Origin of the sequence: Desmonostoc muscorum LEGE 12446 (genome assembly GCF_015207005.2) — a bacterium.
Classification (GTDB): domain Bacteria; phylum Cyanobacteriota; class Cyanobacteriia; order Cyanobacteriales; family Nostocaceae; genus Nostoc; species Nostoc muscorum.
In genome coordinates this window covers 4,970,001-4,984,192 of sequence record NZ_JADEXS020000001.1, presented here as the reverse complement: position 1 = coordinate 4,984,192, position 14,192 = coordinate 4,970,001, and the positions used below count along the sequence as shown (strand labels likewise).

Below are 14,192 nucleotides of genomic sequence, written 5' to 3'. Positions count from 1 at the left end.
GCTTGATTTTGTTCAAATTATCAAGCTTGGGTATCCAAGCCTTCTGACTCCTGAATTCTGAATTCTGACTCCTGAATTCTGAACATCAAAAAATTTGATATGAGCAGTTCACAAACAGTAGAACAATTGCAGGCGCAATGGGTGACGCCACAAAACTTTTCACCTTACGGACAGGTCATTTTTGCCAGTCAAGATGGCAAAGCTTATGATGTCGAAGATGCCAAGTTAAACTTACAAAACGGAATTCCGCGATTTTATATTATGCGGTTGGATAAAAGGGGGCGAAAGTTTCATAAAATTACTCGCCACGTGCAATGTACTCAATGTTTGGGTTCATTGTCAGGAAAAGATTGGTTAATTGCAGTTTGTCCACCGAATAATGATGTGAATGAACCAGCGTTAGAGAAAATTGCTGCTTTCCGCATTCCCGGAAATTGTTTTATCAAATTACATGAAGGAACTTGGCACGCTGGGCCATATTTTGAACATGAAGCTGTGGATTTTTATAATTTAGAACTAGCTGATACAAATTTGGTAGATCATTTCACTCATGATTTTCTCAAAAGTCATCAGTTGGAATTTGAAATGATATAGTAAGGGATTTCCAATTAAAAAAACATTCCATCCCTGGGGGATGCTCCGCGAACGTAGGGGCGCAAAGCTTTGCGCCCCTACTAAAATTATTCATGTAGAGACACCATGAATCGCCTCTGAAAAATCAGTTATCTCTGCCAATAAACTTTAACTAAACCGTATTTCTATATAAGATGTTATCGAAAACTTGGGTTTAAAACCCCGTCCTTTTAGGACGGCTTTCTGATATGATTGAACATAAGCGGAAAACCAGATGTGTAGTCGTGGCACGCGAACTGACCGTTGTAAAAAGGCTAGTGTCACCAATCCCAAGTGGGTTGCCCCAATACCTCACTGCCCTCTAAAAAGTATGGCATAGGTGGGAGAGGACAAAATTAAATAGGGTAGGGCATACCCGAATTTACGCTTGGGGAGTAGTCCTTTAGGGGCTTGCCGAAAGGTGTAGTCGGACTAAATATGAAACTGTAAGACCAAAATCAAGTTTGCTTGGTGGAGGCGAGATTCAGCCCAAGAATCCCCACGTTTTTAGGCTGGGGAGTGTCAAAAAGCAAGGTTGTCGCCATGAGCAACTCAACTCCATTAGATGACAATACAACTGTCCCCAAAAAGAAAGGTCGCTCACTCCCTCCAAAGCTGATTATTTGGTTGGGAATGTTTGTCTGGACGACCCTTTGGCGGATAATGATGTCAAAGCTTGCTCCTACCAATAAGTCGGGAGCATATATTCGTCCTAGTAGCCAATTTCGCAACTTTATCAGCACCGAAGAGGGAAACCCTTACCAACCAGCAGCGGGACGTTATAAACTTTATGTTGGGTTGGGTTGTCCTTGGGCGCACCGAACTTTAGTAGTGCGATCGCTTAAAAAACTCGAAGCAGTAATATCAGTATGTATCGTCTCTCCTTCTCCCATTGAAGGCGGTTGGATATTCAACGAAGAAGAACAAGGTTGTCGCACCCTAGTTGAATTTTATCAGCGGGTAGAACCTGGCTACAGCGGACGGGTTACAGTTCCAATCCTGTGGGATAATCAAACAAAAACCATCGTCAATAATGAGAGTTCAGAAATTATTGTCATCCTCAACTCTCAATTTAACGAGTTCGCCAATAACCCAACATTGGATCTTTATCCAGAAGAACTCAAAGAAAAAATTGACTGGTGGAATGAGAAAATTTACCACGCGGTAAATAACGGCGTGTATCGCTGCGGTTTCGCCCAAAGCCAAGAAGCGTATAGTCAAGCATGTAATGAAGTGTTCACAACTCTCGATGAGATTGACACTGCATTGCAAACTAATCGATATCTTTGCGGCGACAATCTCACACTTGCAGATGTGCGTTTATTTACCACGTTATTTCGCTTTGATAGTGTCTATTACAGCTTGTTTAAGTGTAATCGGCGACGCATTCAAGACTATCAAAACCTGGGAACTTACTTAAGAGATTTATATCAACTTCCAGGTGTTGCTGACACCTGCGACGTAGAAAGTGTGAAACGGGACTACTACGGTAACTTGTTTCCACTCAACCCTGGCGGAATTATTCCCGATGGCCCTGATATGTCCTATCTTAATCAACCACATAATCGCGATCGCATCAGCAAAGTGAATGCTTTATAAGTTACATTGAGAAAAATACCTCGATGGCTGCATAATAAAGTTGGTGCGATCGTGAACCAAATTAATCGAGTTGCAATTGTTGGTGGAACTCATGGTAATGAGTTTACAGGCGCTTATTTAATCCAAAAATTTGCCCAGTTTCCGGACTTGATTACTAGACCAAGTTTTGAGACAGTCACTCTGTTAGCAAATCCTCAGGCTTTTGCAGCAGCAAGGCGATATCTAGAAAAAGATTTAAATCGCTGTTTTCTGCGACAAGATTTACAAAATCCGGCTCTTAATAGTTACGAAGAATTGCAAGCTAAATCAATTCAAAATAGCCTAGCATTAAATGGGGATAAACAGGCAGATTTCATCTTAGACTTGCACAGCACTACAGCTAATATGGATCTGACAATTATTTTAGTAAATACTAATCCCTTTAACTTGAAGCTGGCTGCTTATCTGAGCGAGATTAACCCTTTAGTTAAGGTTTATTCATGCGATTTTAAATCAGTTGCAGAAAATCCATTTGTGAATTCTTTGTGTGAATTAGGTTTTGCGATCGAGATTGGCCCCATTGCCCAAGGTGTTTTAAAAGCAACCTTGTTCCAACAAACGGAGGAACTGATTCATGCCGTTCTAGACTATCTAGAACAATTTAACCAGGGTGAAATTCCAGCAACTAACAAAACATTAACTCTCTACCACCATTTATCCGTTGTAGACTACCCAAAAAAACAGGATGGTACAATCTTTGGCATGATTCACCCAGAGCTTCAAGACAAAGATTATCAAGCATTGAATCTAGGAGATCCAATGTTTATAACTTTTGATAATCAAACAATTGTTTATCAAGGTGAGTCTACCGTTTGGCCTGTTTTTATTAATGAGGCAGCTTACTACGAAAAAGGAATTGCAATGGCTTTGACTCAGAAGCAGCAATTAAAAATTTGACTAATTCAAGCAACTGCTTTTTGTGGCTTGTAATCAAGGTTAGCAATTACCAGATATGATGCCCTACAATGAGTTTTCACAGCTATGGAGAAATGCAGGCTTTACAGAGTATGTAAAGCACTTAGAGCAACAAGCTGATGAAATATTGCAGACTACATCAGTAGCTATTGGGCATCAATCAGAAACAGCCTTTTTAAAAGTTAGCCAATTGGATAAGGATACTGCATAGTTGTTTGCTGGGGAAGCACTCCTCTATCCATCATAAAAATTATCTACTCTCATTTCGCGCCAAATATCAGAAGGCTGCCAGCCTGAGTTACCAACAGATTGAACTAAAGGATTGTCACGCAGTGGAATATAATTAGGTTCTTTATACTCCGGAGCGATTACTGCTTTTTCTTCAACCACGAGTTCGGAAAAATCAACGGTTTCACCTTGAAGAATCTGGTCTTCGGCTTCTTCCATTTCCTTCATCTTCTTCAGGGTCAGCTTTTCAGATTTTTTGATGATTTTCATGTCTGCTAAAGGTTTGGAAAAGTGGTCATAAAAAAAGAGAATCTGAACGCTGATTCTTTGAGAAGCTGATGTAGCCTTTCAACAAGGTTCAGCCAGATCTATAGGATGCTGTGATAGAGTTGAGTACTGAAAAATTGGACAGAATAAATACAATACAGCAAATTTGTGGAAAATACGAGTACTCTGCTGAAGAATTTATAACAATAAGTATTACGATTTGCTATCGCCGCATCAAAGTATCATCATCTATATAGGACTCATATTTGATTTTTGGGAAGCTAGGTACACCTTTATTCCTTCTTCCCAGTCCCCAGTCCCCAGTCCCCAGTCCCTTACCTCTACGAGTGATTCTCCAAATCAAATCGGATTGCTATAGCCGTCTTTTAGCGAATTGGTCTTAGTTTCCTGTAGGTGCGGCCTTAATTGAGCTAAGTTAATGAACGATTCGCGGATTTGGGAATTTGGAGTCAGTGTGGCTTCAAACTGCACCACGCCAACTGCTTCAACCATTTGATGATTATATTCCTCTGCTTCCTCTGGCGATCGCAACGATTGTTTATTCCAAGATGGAAAAATGTTCACCTCCACGCCATCTTCAAGTATAATATGCGCTTTGATATAAAGTCCTTGAAAACCTGGAATTCCCGTAAATTTGGGATCGGGTTTCCAACTTCTGGATATGTAACGTCCAATGAGTTTGACCTTTTGACCATTCAGACGAACTAAATCAGCACGTGTTTTGACTATTTCCAATTCGTTTCCAGTAGTTTCTCCATTATTTAACTGGGGTACTTTGCTTTGGGCGGGATTAACCACTGTAAATACACTGCATATTATTGATATCGTTATACCCAAGCCAACAGCAATCCAGCGCAATCTCATCTTCTCATCCATTTTTGACACAAGTATACTGCATTGGGCATTGGTTATTAATTCTTATCCCTCACTCCCCATCTCCCCACCCCCCATACAGACTGCTGCATAAATCCATAACCCCAAACCTATTGATTGAGTGAAGGGATTCAATCCTCAAAAACCTACTTACATCAAAGGAAAAACTGTCATGAAAACCCAAATATTCTTGAGTCTCGCCTGTTCTATATCTGTGTTGGGTTCCATCATCCTCCCAGCTAGCGCCCAACCAGTAACCATTCAACCGCTTCAACCAACTCAAGCAGTTAGTCAAGAGATTAACATTCCTCAAGACACAGCAATTATTGTCTCATTTCCGGCGTCTGTTACCGTAGATGTCGGTCAAAAAAAGGACTATCCTCTGACACTTCCTTTAGCTAGCCCTATTCAAGATAGTCAAGGTAACGTTGTAGCGCCAGAAAATACTCCAGTAACTATTATCCTCAAACCCACTAATGGCGGCGCTAAAATTGTTGCACAGTCATTAGTTGTCAAGGGTCGAATTGTCTCAATTAAAGCCTCAAGTCAAATGATTCCCGGTACTACCATTACCCAGATGCGAGCTAATGACAAAGCTGTTGAAAATGGCTCTGTTTGGGGCAGGATTGGTGGAGGCATATCAGGTTATTTAAGCCAAGGTGATCCCGACCAGTTTGACCGGGGAGCAATGCTAGGAAGCACTATTGGATTGATTTCTGGCTTGCGTTCTGCTGAAAATATCCGGATTGTCCAGATTCCCCAAAGCAGTGTTTATGTTTTATCCCTAGAGGCACCTATTCAATTGCCTGCTCGTTAGTCCAATCCTTACCGAACAAAAACTAACTTTTAATTTATTACTCCCGAAAGTGGATGCAGTATTGTTAAATGAAAGCTATGTCTGGTTTCAGTTTTCAGATATCTTTCTTGTAAGGGTTGCCACTGCTGCCAGGACTGGTAACGATTTTCAGTTAACAAATTAGCAAGGGTGGGTAGCTGAGTTTGAATTTCTGACTTGAAGATATCTCCAAGCCAGTCACCTAAAACCACACTATCTTGCATGATACCCAAAATTTCTTGGATATTTTTTACTTCTGTAACGTAAGCCGCGTAAGACTCGCCATATAAGTCGGTAAATAACTCCATCTGGTAGCGTATACGTTTAGCTTCTTTTCGCAAACTATGCAGAATTTCACCTTCAGTTGTCAATTGTTGTTCTATCTTTTCTCGTTCCCAGTTTTTCCGGATTTTCACCTCTGATTCCACAAATTCGGTGCCAATTAGCCAACCTGGATGCAGTAAGAAATTACTCACTTCAGGTAAAAGTAAATCTGGTAGCACTTGCCCAATACTCACATTTGCCAAAGGTTGATAACTGGGTTTCTCCAACCATTTTTCTGATCCTTCTTTCAGAGACTTGTAAGGTTCATCCTTTAAAGTTTTCTGCACACTTGAGAGTACGTCTTCACGTTGTTTAGCCAAAGCTGCAAAAGCTGTTTGTAGAGATTCCTGCTCTTTGCGGGGTAAATTTGGTTTGTAATTGTTTTCCAAACTTTCTTTGAGTACGTCTAAATCTCTCAGACTACCAAGACGACGAGCTATTTTTCCGATATTTTTATCGCTGACTGGTTTGGGCAAATCTACCGCTACCCCAAACCTAGTTACAGCCGTGCGTAGACGACGCATTGCGACTCGCATTTGGTGCAGTGCTTCTGGATCTTCATCTTTCTTCACTGATTTTTCCCACTTCAAGGTTTTCTTAAAGTGTTTTTGAATCGCTTGGTAGGCGTAGTCACCTAGAGTCTTTACTGTGGGCTGTGTGGCTAATTTCATAATTGATCTTAATGGGATACCTAATCAGGTTATTCATAATAACATTAGTTAAAAATTTGCATCTACTTTTGAGATTTTTTTATGAAATGATGATTGTAAAATATTTTTATGGTCTTTAGATAGTTGTATTTTTTTATAAAAATATGCAATATCTATCCAAGGTCTAAGCAGCAGATTTATCCTTACGATTCGATTAAGTCCTTTGGCATAATTAATTAGACGAAACCAAAGGGGAAGTAATACCTGGTTGCAAATTTCAACTTTTATTTCCTAGCCACAGCTAAGACTTTTACTTTCTCCTTTCCCTCGTGAGTTTCGTTGAAGCAGGTATAATTAATTTTACTTAATCAGTTATAAACTGTAGTTTTTGGATATTTTTTACAGACATTAAATTACAGATTATAATAACATGATTAATATTTTCGCAACCATAAAGATAATTTAAAATGCCAAACTCAGATTTGCTTAATCAAGTTTTATTGACTTTTGTAGATAATTTTAAAGAACACAGAGAAGACTTATCTGCGGTGTTACTAACACACCAGAAGTATTTGTGGTTCGGGTCAGATGAAACTTCAACGATTGAACGTCTGTCTTTGGTTGATGCTGAGAAATTTACAGACCACCAACAATTTAGAGTAGCGGAATTTATCAGCTTACCTGCACCAGAAGACCAAGAAATTGATATAGAAGGACTTGCTTACAGCGATTATTATTTATGGTTTATCGGTTCTCACAGCTACAAACGCAAAAAACCCAAACCAGATAATACCGATGCAAAAAACCTCAAAAGACTCGCAAAAATTGAATCAGAACCCAACCGTTACCTCTTAGGAAGGATTCCTTTAATAGAGGGGAAATTATTCTCATCTTGCCCACACCCCCAAAAGCCAGATGTGCAGTTGAATGCTGCTAAATTAGAGGTGACAAACCAGGGTAATTTGCTGATGACAGCTTTGGCAGAAGACTCTCATTTAGGCATATTTATTAAAGCAGCAATTCCCGGAAAAGATAATGGCTTTGATATTGAAGGCATAGGTATTTATCAAAATCGAATTTTTCTAGGTTTGCGCGGTCCTGTATTGCGGGGTTGGGCTGTAGTCCTAGAAATAGAGTTAGAAGATTCTAGCCCTGGACTTCTGAAACTGAGGCAAGTTGGCGAAGTAAATGAAGTGTATAAAAAGCATTTTATTTGGTTAAATGGTTTGGGAATTCGGGATTTGTATGTAGATGGAAAAGACTTGTTAATTTTAGCCGGGCCAACAATGGATTTAGATGGGCCTGTGCAACTTTATCGCTGGATAAACGGTGTAAATTTGCCAGAAAATGTTTTTAGCAATCCAGATTTTGTACAAGATATTCCCTATGGAAACCGGGAAGATCACGCTGAAGGAATTACACTTTTTCACGATGTCACTGGCATACCTTCGCTATTAGTAGTTTATGACTCTCCAGCAAAAAGTAGGCTGGTGGGTAATGGTGGTGTAATAGCAGATGTGTTTGGGCTGGGGTAATATCAATTTTGGATTTTGGATTTTGGATTTTAGCTCACACCTTTGGTGGGCTGACAGCGCGATTTGGATTTTGGATTGTTAAAGATTTGTAGAGATTGCCTGTACAGGACAGCTGGGGATACACTGTTCGCAGACGATACAACGCGATCGCGTGAACGTTAACTTGTATGTCTCTGGGTTGAGTGTGAGGGCTTCCGTAGGGCAAACCCCAGTACACAAACCACAGTGGACACAGACATCTGGATTGATCGCAATTTCCCCTAAGGTATGAGAAACATTAACATGGCGCGATCGCATCCACTCGATCGCTGCATCTAATTGATCAATATCTCCCGATAGTTCCAATACCAGTTTGCCAATTTGATTTGGGGCAACTTGGGCACGGATAATATTGGCAGCGACATTGAACTCTTTAGCCAGTACATAAGTGACTGGCATTTGCACAGCGCGTTTTGGGAAGGTGAGGGTTACTCGTTTTTTCACAGGTTTAGCAGAGGCTTTGTTTCTGTTGTAGCGTACTCAGAGTTTTATGACTTAAAAGATGATTAATCAGTTCGATGAAATTGCATACTTTTATTTTTATGTCATCTACCATAAGATATATACCTATAATAGGTTCTGATGAATATTTAATAATTAAATCTAGCTTTCCAGATTGGGTTCAACAACTTGAAACCTGTTAGGTTTCGTTTTTTAATACAAGTAATTAGCAAAGCACAAAATCGTACCATTTTCCAAAATCTTTGCAATAGATAAATACACTGTAGGGAGGTACAGCTGTACCCCCCCTACATAATCAGGTATTTCCTAAAATGGTATTACAGTAGAAGAATCCAGAGGTTACCATGAAGTTAACCTTGGCGAAACGTTTCTTGGAAGCATTGTATTTGCTGCTAAGTAAGCAGGTAAAAAAGATTATATTGAAAATAAATCAATATTGATATTTATTAATGAGTATTAACCTTAAAGATAAAAGTTGTAGAAAATGCTTTAAAATTCAACTTTGATATTAATTATTTTGCTATTTAAATTTTTTGCTGGTTATTTGCTCTACCCCTTCCTGTCTGGAAAGCTTTTAAAATGAAAATTTTAGTTGTAGAGGATGATGAGTTCAATGCCTATGCACTCACTTCCGTTTTAACTAACCAAAACTACGCCGTTGAAGTTGCCACTGATGGTGATCTTGCTTGGGATTTTATCCAAACTTGCGATTTTGATTTAATCCTCCTGGATGTAATGTTGCCCAAGTTGGATGGCATTAGTCTTTGTCGGCAAATCCGGTCTCATGGTCTGCAAGTGCCAATATTATTATTGACAGGGCGCGATAGTAGTCATGAAAAAGCGATCGGATTAGATGCAGGCGCAGATGACTATGTAGTTAAACCCTTTGACGAAGAAGAGTTAGTTGCTCGTGTCAGGGCGCTGTTGCGTCGTGGAAGCGTAACCTTGCAACCTGTCCTAGAGCGTGGTGATTTGCGCCTAGATCCTAGTAGCTGTGAAGTCAATTATGCTGGAAATCTGCTGCCACTCACCCCAAAAGAGTATGCTCTATTGGAACTATTTTTGCGAAATAATCACCGGGTGTTTAGCTGCGGCATGATTTTAGAACATCTTTGGTCTTATGAAGATACTCCACAAGAAGAAGCTGTTCGCACCCATATCAAAGGGTTACGACACAAACTCAAAGCTGTAGGAGCGCCCACTGATTTCATTGAAACAGTTTATGGTATCGGTTATCGTTTGAAACCACTGGAACAGGGAGTAGCGAGCAGGGAGCAGGGAGCAGGGAGTAGGGGGGCACAGGAGAATACCAATCCCCAGTCCCCAATCCCCAGTCCCCAATCCCCAGTCCCCAATCCCCAGTCCCCAATTCCCACCCCCAAATCACAGCAGCAGCAAACATTAATGGCAGTTGGCGAAATTTGGCAACGATTTCAAGGGCGGGTGGACGAGCAGGTGGGGGTGCTGGAGCAAGCGATCGCAGCTTTAAACCAAAATACTCTAAATCCTGAATTTCAAAGCCTTGCTGTCAAAGAGGCGCATACCTTGGCAGGATCTTTAGGTACTTTTGGCTTGACTCTTGGCTCAAAATGGGCACGCAATATCGAGTTGCTGCTCAGTTCTACTCAAATTTTAAGTAAGTCTGAAATCACCAACCTCGAAACTTGGGTAAAGTTATTGCGTCGGGAAATTCAAGAAAAGAACGCAGCAGCAATATCTGCACTGCCAACCACACAAGTATTAGAAACGGTGACACCGCTACTGGAAAATTCCTCTGACACAGAAACTAAAATATTGGTTGTGGACGACGATCCGCAAATTCAGGCATTTTTGCAAACCTTACTTAGTCCTTGGGGACTCAAAGCGATCGCTCTTGAAGATCCGCGTCAGTTTTGGGAAACCTTGGAAGCGGTTGCGCCAGATCTACTAATTTTAGATGTGGAACTACCCTTTACAAATGGTATTCAACTTTGCCAAGTAGTACGTAACAATCCAGACTGGAGTGAGTTACCCATCCTCTTCCTCACAGTGCATAACGATGCCGAAATAGTAAATCAAGTGTTTAGCGTTGGTGCTGATGACTTTGTTAGCAAGCCCATTGTCGGGCCAGAACTAGTAACCCGAATTGTCAATCGTTTAGAACGGGTAAAATTGGGACGACGCGTGACACAGGTGAGCAAGGGAGTAGGCAAAGGAGGAGAAGCAGGGGAAGCAAGGGAACAAAATACTACCATTACTCCCTCATCCCCCTCATCTCCCTCATTCCCCAATCTCCAAGCTATCAACGAATTAGAATTGAGAGTAGCAGAGCGCACTGCTGAGTTAATTACCGTGAATCGACAGTTGCAGTCACAACTTGATGAACGTCAGCGGACACAGGAAGAATTACGCTTTTCCCAAGCGCGATTTGCAAGGATTTTAGATATTGCTGATGATGCAATTATTTCTATCAATGGCTTCCAACGCATCACCTTGTTTAATCAAGGAGCAGAGAAAATTTTCGGCTACTCTGCCGAGGAAGTGATTGGGCAAGGTCTTGACTTACTTTTGCCGCACCGCTTTTCACAGGTGCATCGTCAACATGTGGTTGACTTTGGCAAATCTCCTAATCTTGCCCGCCGCATGGGAGAACGGCGGGAAATATATGGTCGCCGCAAAGATGGGACTGAATTTCCAGCAGAGGCTTCCATCTCCAAAATCGACATGAGTCAGGAAATATTTTATACAGTTATATTACGAGATATAACTGAACGTAAGCAAATCGAACGTATGAAAGATGAGTTTATCTCTGTTGTCAGTCATGAACTCCGCACACCTTTAACTTCAATTCACGGTTCTCTAGGAATGCTAGCCAGTGGTTTGCTACCCACAGACTCAGAACAGGGAAAACGCCTGCTACAAATTGCCACTGATAGCACTGAACGTTTAGTACGCCTAATCAATGACATCCTAGACATTGAGCGCATCGAGTCCGGTAAGGGGAAGATGGAACCAGAAATCTGCAACATCGTTGATTTAATCGCTCAAGCAGTAAATGTTATGCAACCTCTGGCTGATAAAGCAGGAGTGACGCTATGCATTTCGGATGTCTCCGGTCAAGTATGGGTAGATTGCGATCGCATTGTTCAAACTTTAACTAACCTATTGAGTAACGCCATTAAATTTTCATCTGCTGGATCTAAGGTTTGGTTGCAAGTACAACAACAGGGGGATGAAGTCTTGTTAACAGTCAAAGACAATGGACGCGGTATCCCAGCTGACAAACTTGAGAGTATCTTTGAGCGCTTTCAACAAGTTGACTCTTCTGATTCACGGAATCATGATGGCACTGGTTTGGGTTTGGCAATTTGTAAAAGCATTATGCAACAGCATGGTGGACGCATCTGGGCTGAAAGTGTGTTAGGGGAGGGTAGCACTTTTTACGTCACTCTGCCGTTGTTCAGGACTTACCAAAATACTGATTTACAGGAGTATTCTAAGATTCCCATCATTTACGGACATAAACCAATCACAAGTAATCAACCTAATGTAGATTTTGTAAATTGGGTAAACAAACCATTCTCACAGAAGCATCTGTTGGAGTCAGTCAGACAGGTGTTAGCTAAATCTTCAAAGCGAGTCCGTGTTCTAATTGTTGAAGACGATACCGATTTAGCTCAACTGCTCATGACTCTGTTTGAAAGGCATAAGATTGAAACCTTCCTAGCCAAAACTGGACGGGAAGCAATCCGCCTGAGTCAAGAAGTGAATCCTGACTTAATGATTCTCGACCTGATCTTGCCAGAGAGTGATGGATTTGCAGTAGTGGATTGGCTACAGCAGCACAACCATCTTTGTAATACTCCTGTACTAGTTTACTCAGCTAGGGATTTGGATGAGTCCGAACACAATCGACTTAAGTTAGGACATACAGAATTTTTGACCAAAGGGCGCGTGACTACTGAGGAATTTGAACAACGGGTGATGCAGTTACTTCAAGGAATTACTCACAACCAACAAGAGGATAGCGGTGATGACAACAAAGCGAATTCTAGTGGTTGATAACGAGCAATATATTCAAGAAGTTGCCAAGATTTGCTTGGAAACAGTCGCAGGCTGGAAAGTAGAGACAGCTGGTTCTGGTGAAGAAGGCATAATTAAAGCCGAGACTTACCAACCAGACGCGATTTTACTGGATGTGATGATGCCAGATATGGATGGCATTGCGACCTTTGAAAAGTTACAAGCAAATCCAGTAACCAAAGCAATTCCGGTAATTCTATTAACTGCCAAAATCCAGGCTTCTGATCGCCGTCGCTATGCCCAGATAGGAATGATTAGTGCGATCGCTAAACCCTTCAATCCCCTAGAATTAGCTCAACAAGTAGCAGTAGCCTTGGGCTGGAATTTGGAAAAGTAACTTACAGATAGCAATTTAGGTTGCAGGTTTGTAAAGCCAGCCAGCAACCTAAATTTTCGCTGGAGCCAATAAAACTCAAACCCCCTAGCTGTGATGTGAGCTACAGGGTTGTAGTTTTGATATATAAACCGCAGTGAAAGAACTCAGCAATGGATATTTAGAATTTCTGAACGCAGAGTAAAAACATGCAAAGATACTGTAGAGATGTGATTAGAATTGGTTCTTCGGATAAATTAACAATTATGAACCATTTGCGATCGACAAAATTCCCAATTTCTTAAAGAAGTTGGGGATCTGCGTATTTCAATTCTGACAATTAAAATCAGATTGCTAAATATAGGACTCCTATTTGATTTTTGAAATACACGTAGTGGCGTAGCAAGACTAAAAATAGTGTATTAGTAGGGTGTGAAAGCGTTGCGTAACGCACCTCCCCCGGTTTTTGGTGCGTTACGAACTTCGTTCTAACGCACCCTACTAGCGTGACAAGACTGCTAGTAAGCTCAAGAGAGTTATTTCGTAGGTTTGTTTTGATGGTACTGGGTGCTAGCCCAGTCCGTTCTAAAAATGATCTATATTTTTGATAAAAATATCATCAATCTTAACAATAATTTCTTACATATTCCCTAAAAACTGAAGACAATTGAAACAATCTTTTATCATTTTTTATTTTCGTGACTAAATACCTTTGTTGTAGGGATTGTAAACCATTATTAAAATCAACTGACGATAAGTTTAAACTTTGTCTTAATTCTTCCCTGGAAATAGATTGCTCAAATTTACTTAATTGTAATACTATTTCTTGTTCTGTCGGTGATAGATGGTTAAATATCTCTTGAAAATGAGACTGCATTTTATTGGGAAGATGTAAAATATTCTCAGCTAAAAAATCCGCTACTTTACCATCATAATTTTTGTTAATTAACGTGATAATAGTTTTAAAATACATCAAGTTACCTTCATATAAATTGATAAAGTTTAACCAGCTTTCTTCATCTTGTAATCCTGTATTTTTTAAAATATCTGTATTGTCTAATCCTGATAATTCTAAACATCTAATAGGATATAATTCCTCATCTAAACATTCCATTTCTGGACATTGTTCTTGACTAATTAATATGATATGACTTTGATGTTCAATTTCTGTAATCATGCTAAAAAAGGTTTGGTAATTTTTGTATTCATGTTGATATTGTCCAGAAAATTCACTATTAGTAAAGATATTCTGCACATCATCAAGAATAATTAAACATTTTTTATCTGTGAAAATATCAAATAATTGTTTTAATTTATCATCTATAGTATCTTTAGATTTTTGTTGACAAGTATTTAATAAATTATTGACAAGTAAATCTAATGATTTAGGAAATTTTAGATTTTTCCAAATAATTACT

13 protein-coding genes (1 of these 13 only partly in view) are annotated in these 14,192 nt (G+C 40.0%); 8 read left to right on the top strand and 5 right to left on the bottom strand.

Features of this window, described 5'->3' with window-relative positions:
* Positions 1 to 99: 99 nt before the first annotated feature.
* The 4 genes from IQ276_RS21260 to IQ276_RS21245 all read left to right on the top strand — a co-directional run bounded on the left by IQ276_RS21260 (position 100) and on the right by IQ276_RS21245 (position 3,376).
* A complete protein-coding gene (locus IQ276_RS21260; RefSeq protein ID WP_193915101.1) occupies positions 100 to 594 on the top strand; it encodes an ureidoglycolate lyase in 495 nt (164 codons plus the stop codon).
* 561 nt (positions 595 to 1,155) lie between these two features.
* Positions 1,156 to 2,211: a glutathione S-transferase family protein gene (locus IQ276_RS21255; protein ID WP_193915099.1), complete on the top strand. Its 1,056-nt coding sequence runs from the start codon at positions 1,156 to 1,158 to the stop codon at positions 2,209 to 2,211.
* A gap of 51 nt (positions 2,212 to 2,262) precedes the next feature.
* Complete coding sequence (locus IQ276_RS21250) at positions 2,263 to 3,147, top strand: aspartoacylase (protein WP_193915118.1); 885 nt, start codon at positions 2,263 to 2,265, stop codon at positions 3,145 to 3,147.
* A gap of 55 nt (positions 3,148 to 3,202) precedes the next feature.
* Positions 3,203 to 3,376: a TenA family protein gene (locus tag IQ276_RS21245; protein WP_193915097.1), complete on the top strand. Its 174-nt coding sequence runs from the start codon at positions 3,203 to 3,205 to the stop codon at positions 3,374 to 3,376.
* A 23-nt stretch (positions 3,377 to 3,399) separates the two neighbouring features.
* Here IQ276_RS21245 and IQ276_RS21240 read toward each other — a convergent pair whose 3' ends face one another.
* Complete coding sequence (locus IQ276_RS21240) at positions 3,400 to 3,663, bottom strand: hypothetical protein (RefSeq protein ID WP_193915095.1); 264 nt, start codon at positions 3,661 to 3,663, stop codon at positions 3,400 to 3,402.
* Between the two features lie 357 nt (positions 3,664 to 4,020).
* Positions 4,021 to 4,545 (bottom strand): hypothetical protein, encoded by a 525-nt coding sequence (locus IQ276_RS21235; protein WP_228042925.1) that lies wholly within the window; start codon positions 4,543 to 4,545, stop codon positions 4,021 to 4,023.
* 181 nt (positions 4,546 to 4,726) lie between these two features.
* On the opposite strand from IQ276_RS21235, the gene IQ276_RS21230 reads away from it, so the two are divergent.
* Positions 4,727 to 5,371, top strand: a complete 645-nt coding sequence (locus IQ276_RS21230) for a hypothetical protein (RefSeq protein WP_193915093.1) — start codon at positions 4,727 to 4,729, stop codon at positions 5,369 to 5,371.
* A 29-nt stretch (positions 5,372 to 5,400) separates the two neighbouring features.
* On the opposite strand, the gene IQ276_RS21225 is transcribed toward IQ276_RS21230, so the two are convergent.
* On the bottom strand, positions 5,401 to 6,384 hold the full coding sequence (locus IQ276_RS21225) for a CHAD domain-containing protein (RefSeq protein WP_193915091.1): 984 nt from the start codon (positions 6,382 to 6,384) through the stop codon (positions 5,401 to 5,403).
* Between the two features lie 446 nt (positions 6,385 to 6,830).
* Between IQ276_RS21225 and IQ276_RS21220 the strand changes: the two genes are divergently transcribed.
* On the top strand, positions 6,831 to 7,898 hold the full coding sequence (locus tag IQ276_RS21220; protein WP_193915089.1) for a DUF3616 domain-containing protein: 1,068 nt from the start codon (positions 6,831 to 6,833) through the stop codon (positions 7,896 to 7,898).
* A 78-nt stretch (positions 7,899 to 7,976) separates the two neighbouring features.
* Here IQ276_RS21220 and IQ276_RS21215 read toward each other — a convergent pair whose 3' ends face one another.
* The gene (locus IQ276_RS21215; protein ID WP_190882295.1) at positions 7,977 to 8,381 is read right to left on the bottom strand and encodes an NIL domain-containing protein; all 405 of its coding nucleotides are present in this window, start codon (positions 8,379 to 8,381) and stop codon (positions 7,977 to 7,979) included.
* A gap of 597 nt (positions 8,382 to 8,978) precedes the next feature.
* Between IQ276_RS21215 and IQ276_RS21210 the strand changes: the two genes are divergently transcribed.
* Together IQ276_RS21210 and IQ276_RS21205 are read left to right on the top strand one after the other, a co-directional pair.
* Positions 8,979 to 12,440 (top strand): response regulator, encoded by a 3,462-nt coding sequence (locus IQ276_RS21210; protein ID WP_235115844.1) that lies wholly within the window; start codon positions 8,979 to 8,981, stop codon positions 12,438 to 12,440.
* On the top strand, positions 12,412 to 12,798 hold the full coding sequence (locus IQ276_RS21205; RefSeq protein WP_190882293.1) for a response regulator: 387 nt from the start codon (positions 12,412 to 12,414) through the stop codon (positions 12,796 to 12,798). The genes IQ276_RS21210 and IQ276_RS21205 overlap by 29 nt, the downstream gene beginning before the upstream one ends.
* Before the next feature lie 601 nt (positions 12,799 to 13,399).
* On the opposite strand, the gene IQ276_RS21200 is transcribed toward IQ276_RS21205, so the two are convergent.
* Positions 13,400 to 14,192: the 3' portion of a helix-turn-helix domain-containing protein gene (locus IQ276_RS21200; RefSeq protein WP_235115843.1), read on the bottom strand. 566 nt of this gene lie beyond the right edge of the window; the window shows 793 of its 1,359 coding nt (coding positions 567-1,359); the start codon falls outside the window, past its right edge; it ends in the stop codon at positions 13,400 to 13,402.